The following is a 19,337-nucleotide window of genomic DNA, read 5'->3' on the forward strand; positions in this document are numbered from 1 at the left end:
TAATGCTTAGGTAATCATGCTATGCATGATACCTAATACCTTTTAAGGAGGTGAATATTGTGGAAGAGCGTAACGAACAAGTGGTAGAAGAAGTAAAAGAAGCGCAAGTTGAAGAAGCTGTCACGCCAGAAAACAGTGAAGAAACTGTAGAAGAAAAAAGTGAGGCTGCTCTTTTACAAGAAAAAGTAGATGAGCTACAAGCGAAACTAACGGAAACGGAAGGTCGCACATTACGTCTACAAGCTGATTTTGAAAATTATAAGCGCCGTGTCCAAATGGATAAACAGGCTGCTGAAAAATATAGAGCACAAAGTCTAGTTTCAGACATCTTGCCAGCTCTTGATAATTTTGAAAGAGCAATGCAAGTGGAAGCGACTGATGAGCAAACGAAATCCTTGTTACAAGGTATGGAAATGGTGCATCGTCAATTGTTAGAAGCGCTGACTAAAGAAGGTGTGGAAGTGATTGAAGCTGTTGGTAAACAGTTTGATCCTAATGAACACCAAGCTATTATGCAAGTGGAAGATAGTGAATTTGAATCAAACGCGGTTGTGGAAGAATTCCAAAAAGGTTATAAACTAAAAGACCGTGTGATTCGCCCATCAATGGTAAAAGTAAATCAATAATTTACATAAAACTAGGAGGATTCGCCATGAGTAAAATTATCGGTATTGACTTAGGTACAACAAACTCTTGTGTAGCTGTTATGGAAGGTGGAGAACCAAAGGTTATCCCAAATCCAGAAGGAAACCGTACAACACCTTCTGTTGTAGCTTTCAAAAATGAAGAACGTCAAGTTGGGGAAGTTGCAAAGCGCCAAGCAATTACAAACCCAAATACAATCATGTCTGTTAAACGTCATATGGGTACAGACTACAAAGTAGAAGTTGAAGGTAAAGATTATACACCTCAAGAAATTTCTGCAATCATTTTACAAAACTTAAAAGCTTCTGCTGAAGCATACTTAGGTGAAACAGTAACGAAAGCTGTTATTACAGTACCTGCATACTTCAACGATGCAGAGCGTCAAGCAACGAAAGATGCTGGTCGTATTGCTGGTTTAGAAGTTGAGCGTATCATTAACGAGCCAACAGCAGCAGCACTTGCTTACGGTTTAGAAAAACAAGACGAAGAACAAAAAATCTTAGTATATGACTTAGGTGGCGGTACATTTGACGTATCTATCCTTGAGTTAGCAGACGGCACATTCGAAGTTATTTCAACTGCTGGTGACAACCGTCTTGGTGGCGATGACTTTGACCAAGTTATCATCGATCACTTAGTAGCTGAGTTCAAAAAAGAAAATAACATTGATTTAAGCCAAGATAAAATGGCGCTTCAACGCTTGAAAGATGCAGCTGAAAAAGCGAAAAAAGATCTTTCTGGTGTAACACAAACTCAAATTTCATTACCATTCATTAGTGCTGGAGCTGCTGGTCCATTACACTTAGAATTAACGTTAACAAGAGCGAAATTCGAAGAGCTTTCAGCAGGTCTTGTTGAAAGAACATTAGAGCCAACTCGTCGTGCATTAAAAGACGCTGGTTTTGCTCCAAGCGAATTAGATAAAGTTATTCTTGTTGGTGGATCTACTCGTATCCCAGCTGTACAAGAAGCTATTAAACGTGAAACTGGTAAAGAGCCATATAAAGGTGTAAACCCTGATGAAGTTGTAGCATTAGGTGCTGCAGTTCAAGGTGGCGTACTTACTGGTGATGTAGAAGGTGTTCTATTATTAGACGTAACTCCACTTTCTTTAGGTATTGAAACTATGGGTGGCGTGTTCACGAAATTAATCGAGCGTAACACTACAATTCCAACAAGTAAGTCACAAGTATTCTCGACAGCTGCTGATAATCAACCAGCAGTAGACATTCACGTATTACAAGGTGAGCGTCCAATGTCGGCTGACAACAAAACGTTAGGTCGTTTCCAATTAACTGACCTTCCACCAGCACCACGTGGTATTCCACAAATCGAAGTAACATTCGATATTGATGCGAACGGTATCGTTAACGTACGTGCGAAAGACTTAGGAACAAGCAAAGAGCAAGCTATTACAATCCAATCTTCTTCAGGTCTTTCTGATGAAGAAGTAGAACGTATGGTACAAGAAGCGGAAGCAAATGCTGACGCTGACCAAAAACGTAAGGAAGAAGTTGAACTTCGTAACGAAGCTGACCAACTTGTATTCCAAACAGACAAAGTTGTAAAAGATTTAGAAGGTAAAGTAGATGCAGCTGAAGTTGCAAAAGCAACAGAAGCGAAAGAAGCATTACAAGCTGCAATTGAGAAAAACGAGCTTGAAGAAATTCGTGCGAAAAAAGATGCTTTACAAGAAATCGTACAACAATTAACTGTTAAATTATACGAGCAGGCTCAAGCAGCTGCTGGTCAAGCAGAAGGTGCGCAAGGTGCACAAGATGCTGGCGCAAAGAAAGACAATGTAGTTGACGCTGAGTTTGAAGAAGTAAAAGAAGACAAGTAATTCAATTGTAAACATAATAAGTAAGATGACAAAAAGTCAAAGTCAAGCGTGCCTTGACTTTGGCTTTTTTCACGAATGAGAAGTGATGTGTGAGGATCTTAAGTTTTTCGCTTTGCATACTGTAAGTGAGGAAACTTTGTTGCAAAGCACTTTCTTTCGGTGTTAAAATTACGTTTATGTGAAAGATTCGGGGGTTGTAAATTTATGAGTAAACGAGACTATTATGAGGTCCTTGGGCTTAGCAAGGGCGCTTCAACAGATGAAATTAAAAAAGCGTATCGTCGTTTGGCTAAAAAATACCATCCAGACGTAAGCAAAGAAGAAAATGCAATTGAAAAGTTTAAAGAAGTACAAGAAGCATACGAAGTGTTAAGTGATGATCAAAAGCGTGCACAGTACGATCAATTTGGTCATGCTGGTGCAAATCAAGGATTCGGTGGATTTGGCGGCGGAGGAGACTTCGGCGGTGGCTTCGGTTTTGAAGATATATTTAGTTCTTTCTTTGGCGGTGGCGGCGGCAGACGTCGTGATCCAAATGCTCCGCGCCAAGGTGCTGACTTACAATATCAAGTCACTTTAGATTTTGAAGAAGCTATTTTTGGTAAGGAATTAAATGTGGAAATTCCAGTAGAAGATCCATGTGATACTTGTAAAGGTAGTGGAGCAAAACCAGGAACTTCAAAAGAAACATGTAAACATTGTTCAGGCTCTGGTCAAGTGAGTGTAGAACAAAACACACCGTTTGGTCGTATCGTAAATCGTCAAGCTTGTGGTCATTGTTCAGGAACTGGACAAATTATTAAAGAAAAATGTACGACATGTCACGGTTCAGGTAAAGTTCGTAAACGTAAAAAAATCAATGTTAAAATTCCAGCGGGTATCGATAATGGTCAACAAATTCGTGTGTCTGGAAAAGGTGAAGCCGGCGTAAATGGCGGACCAGCAGGAGACTTATATGTTGTCGTTCATGTAAGAAATCATGAATTCTTCGAGCGTGAAGGAGATCACATTATTTGCGAAATGCCATTAACATTTGCGCAAATGGCGCTTGGTGATGAAGTGGAAGTTCCTACTGTTCATGGTAAAGTGAAGCTGAAAATTCCAGCAGGAACACAAACTGGAACAGAATTCCGCTTAAAAGGAAAAGGTGCTCCGAACGTACGTGGATACGGCCAAGGAGATCAATATGTAGTCGTTCGTGTTGTTGTACCGACGAAATTGACTTCGCAGCAAAAAGATTTATTACGTGAATTTGCAGGACAAGAAGAGCAGGATGATAGTTTATTCGGAAAGCTTAAACGTGCTTTCAAAGGGGAATAATGGAAATAAAAAATGGAGTTGGTAAATTGTGAAATGGTCAGAAATTAGTATTCATACAACAGAAGAAGCAGTAGAAGCTGTCTCTCATATTTTACATGAAGCTGGTGCTAGTGGAGTTGCGATTGAGGATCCAGCGGAGTTAACGAAAGAGCGCGAGCAACAATATGGTGAAATTTATGCATTGAACCCAGATGAATATCCGGCGGAAGGTGTATTAATAAAAGCGTATTTCCCGCAAACGGATTCTTTACATGAAACGATTGCAGGTGTAAAATCATCTATTGATGTGCTTCCATCTTACGACATCGAAATTGGTACTGGAAATATTACCGTTAACGAAGTCAATGAAGAAGATTGGGCTACTGCTTGGAAAAAATATTACCATCCAGTACAAATTTCTGATACATTCACAATCGTACCGACTTGGGAAGAATATACACCATCTTCTCCTGATGAAAAAATCATTGAATTAGACCCGGGTATGGCGTTTGGTACAGGAACTCATCCAACAACAACGATGTGTATCCGTGCTTTAGAAAAAACAGTACAGCCAGGTGACACTATTATTGATGTAGGAACAGGTTCTGGTGTACTTAGTATTGCGGCTGCAAAATTAGGTGCGTCTTCTGTTCAAGCATATGATTTAGATCCGGTTGCGGTTGAAAGTGCAGAAATGAATGTACGTTTAAATAAAACAGATGATATCGTGTCTGTTGGACAAAATAGTCTTTTAGAAGGCATTGAAGGTCCTGTTGATTTAATCGTAGCTAACTTATTAGCAGAAATTATTCTATTATTCCCTGAAGATGCAGCAAGAGTTGTGAAGTCAGGTGGATTATTTATTACATCGGGCATTATTGCTGCGAAGGAAAAAGTAATTTCTGAGGCGTTAGAACAAGCTGGATTTACAATTGAAGAAGTGTTACGAATGGAAGATTGGGTAGCAATTATTGCACGAAATGCGTAATATAGATTTTAGTCTATAATGAAAAGGGGAGTCTCTCACTATAAGGTGAGAGACTTGCCGTTTGTTATATGAAAAATGATAACGTTTCGTTCTTTTCGTAAGTGTTGACTTACGAAAGGAACGAAACTCTACTAAGGTGATTATATGCAACGTTATTTTGTAGAAGAGAAATATGTAAATGAGACAAGTATTCGCATTGTAGGTGATGACGTACATCATATCGCAAGAGTGATGCGTATGTCAGCTGGTGATCATATTTATTGCTGTGTAAACGGAAAAACAGCAGTATGTTCAATTGATGAAATTACCAGTGAATTTATTAATACGGCTATTGTAGAATGGGTAGAGGCGTCAAGTGAACTTCCTGTTTTCGTGACGATTGCAAGTGGACTGCCAAAAGGAGACAAGCTAGAGTTAATTTTTCAAAAAGGAACTGAGCTTGGGGCAGCTGCATTCTTACCATTTCAAGCATCTCGCTCTATCGTAAAATGGGATGCGAAAAAAGCTGATAAAAAAGTTGAGCGTTTAAGAAAAATTGTGAAAGAAGCTGCGGAACAATCACATAGAAGTGAAATTCCAGAAGTACATGCTCCGGCATCATTTAAGCAATTGCTTTCAATGAGTGGTGAGTATGATGTTTGTCTTGTTGCTTACGAAGAGGAAGCAAAACAAGGTGAGAAATCTAATTTTGCGAAAGCTTTAACGACAATGAAACCAGGTCAAAAGCTATTGATTGTATTTGGCCCAGAAGGCGGTTTAGCTGAGGAAGAGATTACAGCGCTTCGTGAACATAAATTTGTACCATGTAGTTTAGGACCAAGAATTTTAAGAACAGAAACGGCGCCGTTATACGCGTTAAGTGCTGCTTCGTATCATTTTGAATTGATGGGGTGATGATCAATGTCAACTGTTGCGTTCCATACGTTAGGTTGTAAAGTAAACCACTATGAAACAGAAGCCATTTGGCAATTGTTTAAACAAGGTGGTTATGAAAGAACAGAATATGAAAAGAAAGCTGATGTATATGTTATTAACACATGTACAGTAACGAATACTGGGGACAAAAAAAGCCGTCAAGTAATCAGACGTGCTGTGCGTCAAAATCCAGATGCAGTTATTTGCGTAACGGGATGTTATGCACAAACATCTCCAGCTGAAATTATGGCGATTCCGGGTGTAGATATTGTAGTTGGTACACAGGATCGTGAAAAGATGTTAGGTTACATCGAAGAATTCCGTAAAGAGCGTCAACCAATTAATGCTGTCCGTAATATTATGAAAACACGTGTGTATGAAGAACTTGATGTACCTTATTTCACGGATCGTACACGTGCGTCTTTAAAAATACAAGAGGGTTGCAATAACTTCTGTACATTCTGTATCATTCCTTGGGCGCGTGGTTTAATGCGTTCTCGTGATGGAAAAGAAGTTATTAAACAAGCACAACAATTAGTGGATGCAGGCTATAAAGAAATCGTATTAACGGGTATTCATACAGGTGGATACGGCGAAGACATAAAAGATTATAACTTAGCTGGATTACTTCGTGATATGGAAGCGGAAGTAGGCGGATTAAAACGTCTTCGTATTTCTTCTATTGAAGCGAGTCAAATTTCAGATGAAGTAATTGAAGTGTTAGATAAATCTGAAGTAGTTGTACGCCACTTGCATATTCCGTTGCAATCTGGTTCTAATACTGTATTAAAACGTATGCGTCGTAAATATACGATGGAGTTCTTCCAAGAGCGTTTAGATCGTTTGAAAGAAGCGTTACCAGGCCTTGCGATTACATCTGACGTAATCGTTGGTTTCCCAGGTGAAACAGAAGAAGAATTCATGGAAACATACAATTTCATTAAAGAGAACCGCTTCTCTGAGTTACATGTGTTCCCTTACTCAAAACGTACAGGAACACCTGCAGCACGCATGGAAGATCAAGTTCCTGAAGATGTGAAGAATGATCGTGTTCATCGTTTAATTGAGCTATCTAATCAATTAGCGAAAGAATATGCATCAGCGTTTGAAGGTGAAGTGCTTGAAATCATTCCAGAAGAGCAATTTAAAGACGGCGACCGTGAAGGGTTATATGTAGGGTATACAGATAACTACTTGAAAATTGTATTTGAAGGATCAGAAGAATTAATTGGTAAGCTAGTGAAAGTGAAAATTACGAAAGCTGGTTATCCATATAACGAAGCGCAATTTGTTCGTGTTCTTGAAGATGATGTAAAAAAAGAATCAGCTAGCGCATAAAAAGAGCGTGCAACCGGAAACGGTTTGCATGCTTTCTTTATTTGAAGCGGTTAAGTACTATAAGGTGGGGAGGCGTTTCATGCATCCCTGTATGAAAAAAGATGAAATGATAAAAATATAGTTGTCTTCATCAGTAAAGGATACTAGCTATTTGCATAACTTTTGAAAAGGAAATGCTTCTATTCTTCTTTTATTCTGCCAAATAGTTGACCTGAAGTGATAAAATGTATTATAATCGTAAAAGACATGCTGAAGAAGTGTTTCTTTTTGCATGCTGAAGTTAGTATGTAAGTGTGATGTTTCGGAGGGAGGGAAAGAGAATGTCAAAAACAGTCGTTCGTAAAAACGAGTCTTTGGAGGATGCACTTCGCCGTTTTAAAAGATCGGTTTCTAAAACTGGTACACTTGCTGAAGCAAGAAAGCGCGAGTTTTATGAAAAACCAAGTGTAAAACGTAAGAAGAAATCTGAAGCGGCAAGAAAGCGTAAATTCTAAGAGAGGGTGTAAGTTATGAGTCTTCTCGGTCGTTTAAACGATGATATGAAACAAGCGATGAAGAATAAACAAAAAGAAAAATTAACCGTTATTCGTATGGTTAAGGCTGCTTTACAAAATGAAGGTATTAAACTGCAACATACTCTTACTGAAGAAGAGGAAATAACAGTTTTAGCTCGTGAAGTAAAACAGTATAAGGACTCCCTCCTTGAATTTAAAAAAGCTGGTCGTGAAGACCTTGTTAATAAACTGCAAAGTGAAATTCAGATTTTAAGCGCATATTTGCCAGAGCAATTAACTGAAGAAGAACTAGTTGATGTAATCAAGCAAGTTATTTCTGAAGTTGGTGCGACTTCTAAAGCAGATATGGGTAAGGTGATGACTGCTGTTATGCCGAAAGTAAAAGGTAAAACAGACGGATCACTTGTGAATAAGCTGGTTATCCAGCTATTAGCGTAAAAAAACGTCTCATTTCGTATGAGACGTTTTTTTATTGTTCTTATTAAGGAGAAACGCTATATTGCTTAAAAAGGGTTTCTATAAGTGATAGAAACCCCTCTAGTTAAAGTTTCAATTTATTATTTCCTTGTATAATTCCGATTCTACACCTATTCTTACTTCCTTGACTAAAACTTCTTTCGCAAATAAAAGCTAAGTACCGAACCTTCTGAAAATCAGATTGAAGTTTTATAGCTTGCTCTTCAGCATAATCCTCAAAGGTAACGAAAGAGATTCTAACTATTTTAGATTTTGCATCAGTTGCATAAAATGGCCGGATATTACTGTCGATAATTTGTTTTATAACATTCGAAATTTCTTGACTAAAGCCAATTTACTTTCGTATTTCCTCATTTATTAATTCATTTTTTAATGAACCCTAATATTTTTTGAAATTCATATAACAACCATCTATAAAATATTCTTACTTACAACGTAACATTCAGAGTGGAGAAATTTTCTTTTTTTTTGATTTTATCCCTCATTAACGGGCAGCCCGATTGGTGAGGGGGGATTAAAGTTTCACTTTATCTCATTTGTCCAATAAATGACAACTACTTATTCTATGGTCAGTATGTCACATCCAGAACGAATTGTAACAGTTTTTTTCAAGTTTCTAACTTCTCGCTAGGCTCAATTTCTTAATGTAACTTGTACTGATATCCTGTAGGGGCGCATATTCTTGTATTAATACTTCTATTATTAAAGGTAACATCCTCTGATCCATCATTGTCCTGACAAATATGATTTCATATAGCGACTGTTTTAATTAACATGATATGAACTCTTACAGAATATAGTTATGTTAGTGAAGTCGTTATAACACGATAGGCACTTGTGAAGAAATACATATATATGGGATGAGAGGGGGTCTTTCGAGATGAAGAAATTAGAACAAATGAAAAATTGGTTGACAAAACAAGTAGACCTACCAGTGGATGTATTAATGGATCTACCTCGGATTACTCTTGTTGGGCAAATACATATTTATATAGAAAATCATCGGGGGTTATTAGTGTTTTCAGATAAAGAAGTGCGATTACTTTTAAAACACGGTCAATTATTAATTAAAGGACAATCCTTTGTTATTAAAACGATTCTTCCAGAAGAGCTTTTGCTCGAAGGGATAATTGAGCAAGTAACATTTTTAGAAAATGAAAAAAAAGGTGATTGAAGTAAAACTTCCATTTGTGAAGTTTTTCTTCTTTATCCTGTAAAAGTTCCGTTGATAGAGACTGATTACAGTTTTACTCGGTTTCATTTTAGTACGAGCTATTTTAATGTTTCAAATAAAAAGTAGTATATCTACTTTTAGAAAGGTAGTGAAGGTGGTAAATGAAAAATAAATGGTTTATAAAGTGGCTTGGATATGTAAAAGTGCGAATTGAAGGTAGAGGAGCGGAACGGTTTGTTAATGAATGTGTACGGAGGAATTTATTAGTTTGGGATGTTAAAAAGATAGCTGATGAAACGTTAGTTTTTTGTATGTTGTTACGCGATGTGAAAAAAATAAAACCAATTTATAGAAAAAATGAATGTAAATTATATTTTATTGGACGTTATGGTTTTCCTTTTTGGAATAAGCGTTTAATTAAAAATAGTGGATTTTTAATTGGTTTTTTAATTTTCTTTTTTGGTGTGATTGCAATGTCAAATATGGTTTGGAAAATTGAAATTACAGGAGCAAAACCTGAAACGGAATATATATTGATGAAAGAATTGGATAAAATGGGTATTAAAAAAGGGAAACTACAATTTCAAATGCCGAATGTAGAAGATGTACAACGCCATTTGACAGATAATATTAATGCCATTACTTGGGCGGGACTAGAAGTAAGAGGAACGACGTATCATTTTAAAATTGTTGAAAAAAACGAACCGAAGAAAGAAAAGGAACAAAGGCCGCAAAATTTAGTAGCAAAAAAAGAAGCGATTATTACAAAGACGTTCGTAGAAGTTGGAAAGCCGGTTGTACTGAAAAATGATCATGTAGAAAAAGGGCAGATTCTCGTATCAGGAATATATGGTAATGAGGAAAGTCCGACGATTGTTTCAGCGAAAGGTATTGTGTATGGAGAAACGTGGTATACATCTAAGGTGGATGTCCCGTTAAAGACGCAATTCCAAGTGTATACTGGTAATGTATACAATGAACATTTTCTTAAATTTGGGGATACGAAAATAAAAATATGGGGATTTCAGCATGATAAGTATAAACGCTCTCGTACTGAAAGTGTAAAGCATGATGTGAAATTATTTGGTTTTACACTGCCGATTGCATATGAAAAAGATGTTGTGAGAGAAGAGGAAGAAGCGAATCGAGAATATACAGAAAAGCAAGCGCTGAAAGTAGCGAAAGAGATGGCCGAAAAAGAACTAAAGAAAAAATTGGATGAACATGCTATGATTGTAAGTGATAAGATTTTGAGTAAAGAGGTTGAGGCGGGTCAACTAAAGGTCACATTGCATTATACTGTGGTTGAAAATATTGCAGAGCCACAACCAATATCCGAATCCGATATTCAAGGAGACTGAGTAATGGCAGAACAATTAGTAGAAATGAACCAACAATTGGAAAATACTAACGAAGCAATCGCTCTTTTTGGAGTCAATGATGCACATTTAAAAGTAATTGAACGAGAACTGAATGTATCGATCGTAACTAGAGGAGAAACTGTTCATGTATCTGGGGCAGTTGAAACGGTGACACTCGTAGAAAAAATCTTACAGCAATTACTTGTTGTAATTCGTAAAAGTATATCAATTTCAGAGAGAGATGTTGCGTATGCAATTCAGCTTGCACAACAAGGGAAAATTGCTCAATTTGAAGAGTTATATGAAGAAGAAATTTTCAAGACTGCAAAAGGTAAATCCATTCGTGTAAAAACAATGGGGCAAAGACGATATATTCATGCGATGAAGAAGAATGATATTGTCTTTGGGATAGGGCCTGCAGGAACTGGAAAAACATACTTAGCTGTAGTAATGGCTGTGAGGGCTTTAAAACAAGGGTATGTAAAGAAAATTATTTTAACAAGACCTGCTGTAGAAGCTGGAGAAAATTTAGGTTTTTTACCAGGGGATTTGAAAGAGAAGGTAGATCCATACTTACGCCCATTATATGATGCCTTACATGATATTCTTGGACAAGAATATACGCAGCGTATGATGGAGCGAGGAGTAATTGAAATCGCGCCGCTTGCTTATATGAGGGGGCGTACGCTTGATGATTCATTTGTTATTTTAGATGAGGCTCAAAATACAACGGGTGCTCAAATAAAAATGTTTTTAACAAGATTAGGTTTTAGTTCTAAAATGGTTATTACAGGGGATCCTTCACAAGTAGACTTGCCAAAAGGGGTAAAATCAGGACTATCTATAGCTGCTAATATTTTATCTGGTGTATCAGGTCTGTCATTTATTACATTAGAACAAACGGACGTTGTGAGACATCCATTGGTGCAACGTATTATTGAGGCATATGATAAAATGGAATGATCCTATTTGTCAGGATCATTTCTTTTTGTATGATAAGGTTGGCGAACGTCATATTTTTTACTATCATGAAAGATAAGGAAAATAAACTATAGGTACTAGTGTATAAAATGTTGCCTCAAAGTATCGTTTGGTAGAAGAAATGAAAGCTATAAATAGTTTCACTTTATTTCTGGAGAGGAGAAGGTATTGAAATCATGTCAAGATCTCAAGAAATTTCTAAGTGGTTTCGTAATTTACAACATTCGAAAAAACTAAGTTGGATTTCTTACGTTGTATTAGGAGCAGTGCTGTTTTTTGCGCTTATGAATAATGTAAAACCAGAGCAATTAGATGTTAATATGTATTCTATTGCGAAAAAGACAATCCATTCTCCTATAAAAATTGAAGATAAAGTTACAACGGATAAAAAGAAAAAAGAAGCCGCTACAAAAGTTGAAGATCAATATACATATAAAAGTGAGTATAAACAAAACAAAGTTGATATTGTGAATGACGTCTTTGCTAAAGTGGATGAAGTGGTGCAAGAGATTAAAGCTGTTGGACCGGATGATCAAAAAAAGATGACTGATGCTGAGAAAGTGGAGAAGTTAAAAAAGAAACTACCCGCTGACTTAACGAAAGAATTATCTGATTCAAACTTACTAAGTTTGATTAATGCAGATTCGAGCCAATTAGTATTAGCGAAAGATGCTGCGGTCACAGCGATTAATAGTATCATGACTGAGCATATTAAAATGGACGAATTGAAAGATGCGAAAGAACGATATGTAAGTGAGATGAATAGTGTTAATGTTGATAATGGTTTAAAAGAGTCAATTAAGGCGCTAGGAAGATATGCAATTTCAGCAAACTATTTTTATGACCCGATCTTAACGAAAGAGAAGAGAAAAGCAGAGGAAGATTTAGTTCCACCTGTTTATATTCTTCAAGGACAAGTTCTTGTTAGAGAAGGTGAAACAATTTCAAGTGATGTGTATAATCAGTTGAAATTAGTTGGTTTGTTAGAAAAAGGGAACGGCTTTCAACCTTATGTTGGATTAGCGGTACTCATTGGTGTGTTACTATACTTTATGCATAAACAATTTGAATTATTTTTAAAGAGAAAAAGAGAAGATAGACCGTATGTTTTAGCGTATATTACAATTTTGTCTATCACAATCGTCTTAATGAAAATCATTAGTTTGTTTCAAAAACTTGAATACGCGGGGATTGCATATGTTGTCCCAGTTGCGATGGGAACAATACTTGTAAAACTAATGATTGGTGATCGATTTGTCTTTTTAACGAGTATGATTTTTTCTGTATGCGGAAGTATTATGTTTAATGAAGGAGTAACGAGTACATTAAATTATAGTGTAGGGATTTACGTATTGTTAAGTTCATTATCGGTTAGTATTTTCTTGCGAGAAAAAAATCGTCGTACAATGATTTTACAAGCTGGTATACTCGTTTCTGTATTAAATGTAGTCGTATTGGCGGCGCTCTTATTATTACGTAATGGGAATTTTTCGCCTCTTGAAATTGGTACGCAATTATTAATGGCTTCACTTTCAGGGATTATATCATCCGTTTTGGCTATGGGGATTTTACCATATTTAGAAAGTGGACTTGGAATCGTATCAAGCATGAAGCTTATGGAACTATCAAGTCCAAATCATCCGCTTTTACGCAGAATTTTGTTAGAAGCGCCAGGGACATATCATCATAGTGTAATGGTAGCGAATCTTTCTGAGGCTGCTTGTGAAGCAGTCGGGGCAAATGGTGTATTAGCGCGTGTAGGGGCATATTATCATGATGTAGGAAAAACAGTACAACCGCAATTTTTTATTGAAAACCAAATGGGAATTGAAAACCCGCATGATAAATTAGATCCTGTAACGAGTAAAGATATTATAATTGCTCACGTAACGGATGGAGTAAGAATGCTCGAAGAATATCATATTCCACAAGAAATTATTGATATCGCTGGGCAACATCACGGTACAACGTTACTGAAATATTTTTATTATAAAGCTATTAAAGAAGATAAAGAAAAATATACAGAAGAGATGTTCCGTTATCCAGGTTCAAAAGCAACTTCGAAAGAATCGGCAATTGTTGGTATTGCTGATAGTGTAGAAGCTGCGGTACGTTCTATGAATCACCCAACGCCAGAACAAATTAATAATTTGGTGCAAAGTATTATTAAAGATCGACTACAAGACGGTCAATTTAGTGAATGTGATTTGACGTTTAAGGAACTACAAATCGTTGGAAAAACGTTGTGTGAAACGTTAAATGGTATTTTCCATTCGCGTATTACATATCCGGAACTTCCGGAAGAAAAGGAGAAAGAATGAGTTTGTTAATTGATTTTATTGATGAAACAGAAGAAGTAAAAGAAGCGTATATGAGTTTAATTCGTGAAGTGTTAGAAAAAGCAGCTCAAATGGAAAATATCGAGGATGGTGCGGAGGTATCGGTGACATTTGTAGATAATGAGCGCATTAGAGAAATTAATCGTGATTACCGAGATAAAGATCAACCTACAGATGTAATATCCTTTGCGATGGAAGAAATGGGAGAAGGAGAAATGGAGATTGTTGGTGCAGAGATGCCACGCATGTTAGGCGATCTTATTATCTCTATTCCAAGGGCGAAAGAGCAAGCTGAAGAGTACGGACATTCTTTCGATCGTGAACTTGGATTTTTGGCATTACATGGCTTTTTACATTTACTTGGTTATGATCACATGACAGAAGAAGATGAAAAAGAAATGTTCGGAAGACAAAAAGAAATTTTAGAAGCTTTTGGATTAGGACGATGAAAAAAGGAAAACTTATAGATAGTTTTGGATATGCTATAGCTGGTATATTCTTTTGTTTTCGTCATGAGCGAAATATGAAAATCCATTATTTAGCCGCAGTCATTGTTATATGCTGCGGCTTTTATTTCCATATTACGAGAACAGAGTGGATGATATTACTTATTGTAATAGGGAGTGTAATGAGTTTAGAAATGGTAAATACGGCTGTGGAAAAAACAGTAGATTTAGCGACTGCCGATATTCATCCATTTGCAAAAATTGCAAAGGATGTTGCGGCAGGAGCGGTTTTATTGTTTGCAATTATAGCTGTTATAATTGGTGCTATTATCTTTTTACCGTATATGGTATAGTTGCATTCCGAAGCTTTTATTAAGCTTTGGAAGTGCCGTAAGGGGCTTTAATGAGAGAGTGTACCTCTTCATAGCTGTGAACAGGAAGGATGCGGGAATATGAATAGTAAACAATTAATTTTAGAAGCAATCGAAGCGCGTAAACAAGCGTACGTACCATATTCTAAATTTCAAGTAGGTGCAGCACTATTAACGCGCGATGGAAAAGTATATCGTGGATGTAATGTTGAGAATGCATCATATGGCTTATGTAATTGTGCTGAAAGAACAGCTTTATTTAAGGCGGTTTCTGAAGGAGATAAAGAATTTGTAGCCATTGCGGTTGTAGCAGATACAAAGCGCCCAGTACCTCCTTGTGGAGCATGTCGACAAGTTATGGTAGAATTATGTAAACAGGATACGAAAGTATATTTAACAAATTTACATGGTGACGTTCAAGAGACGACAGTCGGAGAATTGTTACCAGGAGCATTTTTAGCGGAGGATTTACATGAATAGAAAAGGTTATAAATCAGGTTTTGTCTCTATTATTGGCAGACCGAATGTTGGGAAATCTACATTTTTAAATCGTATTATCGGCCAGAAAATTGCTATTATGAGTGATAAGCCACAAACGACTCGTAATAAAATTCAAGGTGTATATACAGAAAATGATGCACAAGTTATTTTCATTGATACACCAGGAATACATAAACCTAAACATAAACTAGGCGACTTCATGGTGAAGATGGCGCAAACGACATTAAAAGAAGTTGATATCGTTCTGTTTATGGTTAATGCTGTCGAAGGCTTTGGTCGTGGTGAAGAATTCATCATCGAGAAGTTAAAAGAAACGAAACAACCAGTATTTTTAGTAATTAATAAAATTGACCAACTTCATCCAGAGCAATTACTAGAGTTAATTGATCAATATCGTAAACTACATGAGTTTGCAGAGATTGTACCAATTTCTGCGTTAGACGGTAATAATGTGGACGCTTTAATTGGAACAATTAAAAAGTATTTACCAGAAGGACCACAATACTATCCAGATAATCAAGTAACGGATCATCCGGAGAGATTTATTATTGCAGAGCTTATTCGTGAGAAAGTACTACATTTAACACGTGAAGAAGTGCCGCATTCTGTGGCTGTTGTTATCGATGCGATTCAAAAGCGTGAGGGCGGGGCAGTTTATATAAATGCAACGATTGTTGTTGAACGTGCATCACAAAAAGGAATCATCATCGGAAAACAAGGGAAAATGTTAAAAGAAGTTGGTAAGCGAGCTCGTTTTGATATTGAAGCGCTACTTGGTTCTAAAGTATTTTTAGAAGTATGGGTAAAAGTGCAAAAAGATTGGCGTAATAAAATGTCTCAGCTTCGTGACCTAGGTTTCCGCGAGGATGAGTACTAAAATAGAGTCAAGCTGTAATCAGTGGATGGTTGGTTCATCCACTGATTATTGGTTTTTATGAACTTTGATAAATTAGGAAAAATTTTTCTCACATGAAAATGGACAAAATGGGTCAATTTAATAACAACAAAGGAAATTGGTTTATAGGCTACGCTTATTGAGAAAGGTGGATTCTTATGCTAGATTTTACCTGGAAGTTTTTCTCCAAAACAGGAAGCATTGAAACGTACTTGCTTTTGAAAGAAATGGAAAAAGACGTAAACGATGAGATGGATCAACATGAAGAGGAGCTAGCGCATCTAGACTCTCCAATTTCTTGACCCGTTTTGTTCAAACCTTGGATGGTGACGAACATGTTTCAAAAAGTTGAGGGCATCGTTATCCGTACGACAGATTACGGAGAAACGAACAAGATTGTTACAATATTCTCAAGAGAACTTGGTAAGGTAAGTGCAATGGCAAGAGGGGCAAAAAAACCGAAAAGCCGATTAGCATCTGTGTCGCAATTAATGACACATGGCCAGTTTCTTATTCAAATGGGATCTGGGCTTGGAACATTGCAACAAGGCGAGATTATTTCAACTATGAAAGAAATTCGCGAGGATATATTTTTAACTGCTTATGCATCATTTATTGTTGAATTAACTGATAAAGCAACAGAAGATAAAAAACATAATCCGTATTTATTTGAAATGTTATATCAAACGTTGCATTATATGTGTGAGGGTGTTGATCCAGAAGTATTATCATTAATTTATCAAACGAAAATGCTTCCGGTATTAGGGATGCGCCCGTACTTTGATACATGTGCGATTTGTCATCAAGAAACAGACTTTGTCGCCTTCTCCGTTAGGGAAGGCGGTTTTCTGTGCTCACGTCATGCGGAGCAAGACCCGTATCGTATACCGGTAGGAGAAGCTGTTCATAAATTATTACGTCTTTTCTTCCATTTCGATTTACATAGGCTCGGAAATGTATCGGTAAAGGATAGCACAAAAAAACAAATGCGTTTAGTATTGAATACATATTATGATGAATATTGCGGAATTTATTTGAAATCAAGACGTTTTTTAGAACAACTTGATAAGTTTCAAATATAATTTTGGGCCGTATACGGTCCTTTTTACATACTTTCTTTTTCGAATAGCATATTTAGTATATAATATTTAAGAGATAGTATAACTTTTTTCGTTGTGCATTAAAGGTGGTGATTATCATAGAGCTGAATAAACGGCAAGAACATATCATTCAGATTGTAAAAGATCACGGTCCTATTACAGGGGAATCAATTGCAGCGCAATTGGGTCTAACACGTGCGACGCTAAGACCAGACTTAGCAATTTTAACGATGGCTGGTTATTTAGAAGCACGTCCACGCGTAGGTTATTTTTATACGGGTAAAACTGGGGGGCAGCTATTATCTGAAGCTGTTAAGAAAATTAAAGTACAAGATTATCAATCTAGACCGGTTGTAATTGATAAAAATGTTTCCGTATACGATGCAATTTGTACGATGTTTTTAGAGGACGTTGGTACATTGTTCGTTGTAGATCAGATGACTCTATTAGTTGGTGTTGTGTCTCGTAAAGATTTATTAAGAGCGAGCTTAGGAAAGCAGGATTTAACCTCTCTTCCGGTTAATATTATCATGACAAGGATGCCAAACATTGCGATGTGTCGTAGAGAGGATTCTTTATATGATATTGCGATGGAATTAATAGAAAGACAGATTGATGCAATGCCAGTTGTAAAAGATACGAAACAAGGTTTAGAAGTGATTGGGCGAATTACAAAAACAAATATTACACGTGCGTTTGTAAATTTAGTAAATAACGAATAAGTGTAATTTGTTTAAAGTGAGGTAATGTAATGGATAATAAAATCGTATATGTCGTATCTGACTCTGTAGGGGAAACGGCTGATTTGGTTGTTCGAGCAGCAATGGGGCAATTTCCGTTTGCTCCTGATATTAGACGTGTACCATATGTAGAAGATACAGGGACACTAAAAGAAGTGATTTCGATTGCTAAGAGTAATCAAGCACTTATATGTTTTACGTTAGTTAAGCCTGATATGCGCAAATATTTAGTAACAGAGGCTGCAAAAGAAGGGGTAGAGGCATACGATATTATCGGCCCTCTTATTGATCAAATAGAAGAAATTACGGGGCAAGTGCCGAGATATGAGCCAGGCGTTGTCCGTAGGTTAGATGAAGAATACTTTAAAAAGATTGAAGCGATTGAGTTTGCTGTGAAGTATGATGACGGCAGAGATGCACGAGGTATTTTAAAAGCGGATATCGTGTTGATTGGTGTTTCGCGTACATCAAAAACACCACTTTCCCAATATTTAGCTCATAACAAACGCTTGAAAGTTGCGAATGTACCACTCGTGCCAGAAGTTGACCCACCTGAAGAACTATATCAAGTGGCAAAAGAAAAATGTTTCGGTTTGAAAATTACGCCAGATAAGTTAAATCATATTCGAAAAGAACGATTAAAATCACTTGGATTAAGTGATGGAGCAACATATGCAAATATTAATCGTATTCAAGAAGAAATTAATCATTTTGAGGAAGTAATTAGTAAAATAAATTGCCAAGTAATCGATGTATCGAATAAAGCGATTGAAGAAACAGCAAATATTATTGTGAATGCAGTGCAAAACCAAAAAATGTTTTAGCACATTTACCAAAGGTGAATGTGCTTTTTTCGCTCGTGTGAAATATGATACCTATGGATTTTGTAATAGATTGTAGTGTAATGGTTATACTTATACTCCTTTGTCTTTTAGTATATTCAAGGTGTGAGTTTGTCATCCTGAAATGTAAGATGAAAAAATAAAGGGATATGTAGCGTAGTTGAAGAAAATATATTATAATAAAAAATTGTGATAAAAACCTATATTTTACGTTTAGACTTTAATTTTTCAGAATAAACTAGGGATAGGATTTACGAAAAAGACATGTAATTACGTTAAATCGACAAAATCTATACAAGAAAACGCACATTATGGAAGGATTCGCAGAAGGGATGTAGAATACAGAAATATGCAAAGCATCAACAACATATTAGTTGGTGTAGATGTATATCCCGTGAAGGCTGAAATTGTGCAAGTTGGAGCGGAATTTCATGTCGGAATTTTGTTTGTCGCATCATATGCTCATCCTTTAAGGAAATAGCAAGGCAATTGGATCTTTGTAGATACTGAACAAAATGGAGTTGATCGTTATATGGATCAACATGAAAAAGTTACAAATCTCAAGAT

Annotated in this window: 20 protein-coding genes; all 20 read left to right on the forward strand. The window is 36.5% G+C overall.

Features of this window, described 5'->3' with window-relative positions; all coding sequences use genetic code 11:
• Positions 1-59: 59 nt before the first annotated feature.
• The 20 genes from grpE to QO049_RS16155 all read left to right on the forward strand — a co-directional run bounded on the left by grpE (position 60) and on the right by QO049_RS16155 (position 18,752).
• Entirely contained in the window at positions 60-626 is a 567-nt protein-coding gene (gene grpE / locus QO049_RS16060; RefSeq protein WP_000392711.1) for a nucleotide exchange factor GrpE, read from the forward strand.
• 26 nt (positions 627-652) lie between these two features.
• Entirely contained in the window at positions 653-2,488 is a 1,836-nt protein-coding gene (dnaK, locus tag QO049_RS16065; protein WP_000034700.1) for a chaperone protein DnaK, read from the forward strand.
• A 204-nt stretch (positions 2,489-2,692) separates the two neighbouring features.
• A complete protein-coding gene (dnaJ, locus tag QO049_RS16070) occupies positions 2,693-3,808 on the forward strand; it encodes a chaperone protein DnaJ (protein WP_000043947.1) in 1,116 nt (371 codons plus the stop codon).
• Positions 3,809-3,836: 28 nt separating this feature from the next.
• Positions 3,837-4,775 carry a 50S ribosomal protein L11 methyltransferase gene (prmA, locus tag QO049_RS16075; protein ID WP_000872103.1) on the forward strand — a complete coding sequence of 313 codons (939 nt, stop codon included), beginning with the start codon at positions 3,837-3,839 and terminating at the stop codon, positions 4,773-4,775.
• Positions 4,776-4,919: 144 nt separating this feature from the next.
• Complete coding sequence (locus QO049_RS16080) at positions 4,920-5,669, forward strand: 16S rRNA (uracil(1498)-N(3))-methyltransferase (protein ID WP_001190159.1); 750 nt, start codon at positions 4,920-4,922, stop codon at positions 5,667-5,669.
• A gap of 6 nt (positions 5,670-5,675) precedes the next feature.
• Positions 5,676-7,028, forward strand: coding sequence for a tRNA (N(6)-L-threonylcarbamoyladenosine(37)-C(2))-methylthiotransferase MtaB (gene mtaB / locus QO049_RS16085; RefSeq protein ID WP_000108679.1), 1,353 nt, complete (start codon positions 5,676-5,678; stop codon positions 7,026-7,028).
• A 320-nt stretch (positions 7,029-7,348) separates the two neighbouring features.
• Complete coding sequence (rpsU, locus tag QO049_RS16090) at positions 7,349-7,522, forward strand: 30S ribosomal protein S21 (RefSeq protein ID WP_000048061.1); 174 nt, start codon at positions 7,349-7,351, stop codon at positions 7,520-7,522.
• Positions 7,523-7,537: 15 nt separating this feature from the next.
• Positions 7,538-7,981 carry a GatB/YqeY domain-containing protein gene (locus tag QO049_RS16095; protein ID WP_000054562.1) on the forward strand — a complete coding sequence of 148 codons (444 nt, stop codon included), beginning with the start codon at positions 7,538-7,540 and terminating at the stop codon, positions 7,979-7,981.
• A 919-nt stretch (positions 7,982-8,900) separates the two neighbouring features.
• The gene (gene yqfC / locus QO049_RS16100) at positions 8,901-9,194 is read left to right on the forward strand and encodes a sporulation protein YqfC (protein ID WP_000732269.1); all 294 of its coding nucleotides are present in this window, start codon (positions 8,901-8,903) and stop codon (positions 9,192-9,194) included.
• A gap of 161 nt (positions 9,195-9,355) precedes the next feature.
• Positions 9,356-10,555, forward strand: a complete 1,200-nt coding sequence (gene yqfD / locus QO049_RS16105; protein WP_000792499.1) for a sporulation protein YqfD — start codon at positions 9,356-9,358, stop codon at positions 10,553-10,555.
• Between the two features lie 3 nt (positions 10,556-10,558).
• On the forward strand, positions 10,559-11,518 hold the full coding sequence (locus tag QO049_RS16110) for a PhoH family protein (protein WP_000840520.1): 960 nt from the start codon (positions 10,559-10,561) through the stop codon (positions 11,516-11,518).
• A 194-nt stretch (positions 11,519-11,712) separates the two neighbouring features.
• Positions 11,713-13,857: an HD family phosphohydrolase gene (locus QO049_RS16115; RefSeq protein ID WP_000091514.1), complete on the forward strand. Its 2,145-nt coding sequence runs from the start codon at positions 11,713-11,715 to the stop codon at positions 13,855-13,857.
• On the forward strand, positions 13,854-14,324 hold the full coding sequence (gene ybeY, locus QO049_RS16120; RefSeq protein ID WP_000054679.1) for an rRNA maturation RNase YbeY: 471 nt from the start codon (positions 13,854-13,856) through the stop codon (positions 14,322-14,324). Before QO049_RS16115 ends, ybeY begins: the two co-directional genes overlap by 4 nt.
• Entirely contained in the window at positions 14,321-14,674 is a 354-nt protein-coding gene (locus tag QO049_RS16125; RefSeq protein ID WP_000715469.1) for a diacylglycerol kinase family protein, read from the forward strand. The genes ybeY and QO049_RS16125 overlap by 4 nt, the downstream gene beginning before the upstream one ends.
• 99 nt (positions 14,675-14,773) lie before the next feature.
• A complete protein-coding gene (locus QO049_RS16130) occupies positions 14,774-15,172 on the forward strand; it encodes a cytidine deaminase (RefSeq protein ID WP_001086282.1) in 399 nt (132 codons plus the stop codon).
• Positions 15,165-16,070, forward strand: coding sequence for a GTPase Era (gene era, locus QO049_RS16135; protein WP_001080229.1), 906 nt, complete (start codon positions 15,165-15,167; stop codon positions 16,068-16,070). The genes QO049_RS16130 and era overlap by 8 nt, the downstream gene beginning before the upstream one ends.
• A gap of 176 nt (positions 16,071-16,246) precedes the next feature.
• Positions 16,247-16,390 (forward strand): YqzL family protein, encoded by a 144-nt coding sequence (locus QO049_RS16140; RefSeq protein WP_000883924.1) that lies wholly within the window; start codon positions 16,247-16,249, stop codon positions 16,388-16,390.
• 33 nt (positions 16,391-16,423) lie between these two features.
• Positions 16,424-17,170, forward strand: a complete 747-nt coding sequence (gene recO, locus QO049_RS16145; RefSeq protein WP_000487013.1) for a DNA repair protein RecO — start codon at positions 16,424-16,426, stop codon at positions 17,168-17,170.
• A gap of 107 nt (positions 17,171-17,277) precedes the next feature.
• Entirely contained in the window at positions 17,278-17,910 is a 633-nt protein-coding gene (gene ccpN, locus QO049_RS16150; RefSeq protein ID WP_000583756.1) for a transcriptional regulator CcpN, read from the forward strand.
• 29 nt (positions 17,911-17,939) lie between these two features.
• Positions 17,940-18,752, forward strand: a complete 813-nt coding sequence (locus tag QO049_RS16155) for a pyruvate, water dikinase regulatory protein (RefSeq protein ID WP_000368937.1) — start codon at positions 17,940-17,942, stop codon at positions 18,750-18,752.
• Positions 18,753-19,337: the final 585 nt, after the last annotated feature.

The organism is Bacillus sp. RB3, from assembly GCF_030164735.1.
GTDB lineage: Bacteria > Bacillota > Bacilli > Bacillales > Bacillaceae_G > Bacillus_A > Bacillus_A cereus.

Excerpts from the sequence above, each read along its gene's own strand:
- mtaB (WP_000108679.1), top strand. The coding sequence starts at position 5,676 with ATGTCAACTGTTGCGTTCCATACGTTAGGTTGTAAAGTAAACCACTAT.
- yqfD (WP_000792499.1), top strand. The coding sequence starts at position 9,356 with ATGAAAAATAAATGGTTTATAAAGTGGCTTGGATATGTAAAAGTGCGA.
- recO (WP_000487013.1), top strand. The coding sequence starts at position 16,424 with ATGTTTCAAAAAGTTGAGGGCATCGTTATCCGTACGACAGATTACGGA.
- QO049_RS16155 (WP_000368937.1), top strand. The coding sequence starts at position 17,940 with ATGGATAATAAAATCGTATATGTCGTATCTGACTCTGTAGGGGAAACG.
- QO049_RS16110 (WP_000840520.1), top strand. The coding sequence starts at position 10,559 with ATGGCAGAACAATTAGTAGAAATGAACCAACAATTGGAAAATACTAAC.
- QO049_RS16115 (WP_000091514.1), top strand. The coding sequence starts at position 11,713 with ATGTCAAGATCTCAAGAAATTTCTAAGTGGTTTCGTAATTTACAACAT.
- QO049_RS16125 (WP_000715469.1), top strand. The coding sequence starts at position 14,321 with ATGAAAAAAGGAAAACTTATAGATAGTTTTGGATATGCTATAGCTGGT.
- QO049_RS16140 (WP_000883924.1), top strand. The coding sequence starts at position 16,247 with ATGCTAGATTTTACCTGGAAGTTTTTCTCCAAAACAGGAAGCATTGAA.
- yqfC (WP_000732269.1), top strand. The coding sequence starts at position 8,901 with ATGAAGAAATTAGAACAAATGAAAAATTGGTTGACAAAACAAGTAGAC.
- QO049_RS16080 (WP_001190159.1), top strand. The coding sequence starts at position 4,920 with ATGCAACGTTATTTTGTAGAAGAGAAATATGTAAATGAGACAAGTATT.
- rpsU (WP_000048061.1), top strand. The coding sequence starts at position 7,349 with ATGTCAAAAACAGTCGTTCGTAAAAACGAGTCTTTGGAGGATGCACTT.
- QO049_RS16095 (WP_000054562.1), top strand. The coding sequence starts at position 7,538 with ATGAGTCTTCTCGGTCGTTTAAACGATGATATGAAACAAGCGATGAAG.
- ybeY (WP_000054679.1), top strand. The coding sequence starts at position 13,854 with ATGAGTTTGTTAATTGATTTTATTGATGAAACAGAAGAAGTAAAAGAA.
- QO049_RS16130 (WP_001086282.1), top strand. The coding sequence starts at position 14,774 with ATGAATAGTAAACAATTAATTTTAGAAGCAATCGAAGCGCGTAAACAA.
- era (WP_001080229.1), top strand. The coding sequence starts at position 15,165 with ATGAATAGAAAAGGTTATAAATCAGGTTTTGTCTCTATTATTGGCAGA.
- dnaJ (WP_000043947.1), top strand. The coding sequence starts at position 2,693 with ATGAGTAAACGAGACTATTATGAGGTCCTTGGGCTTAGCAAGGGCGCT.
- dnaK (WP_000034700.1), top strand. The coding sequence starts at position 653 with ATGAGTAAAATTATCGGTATTGACTTAGGTACAACAAACTCTTGTGTA.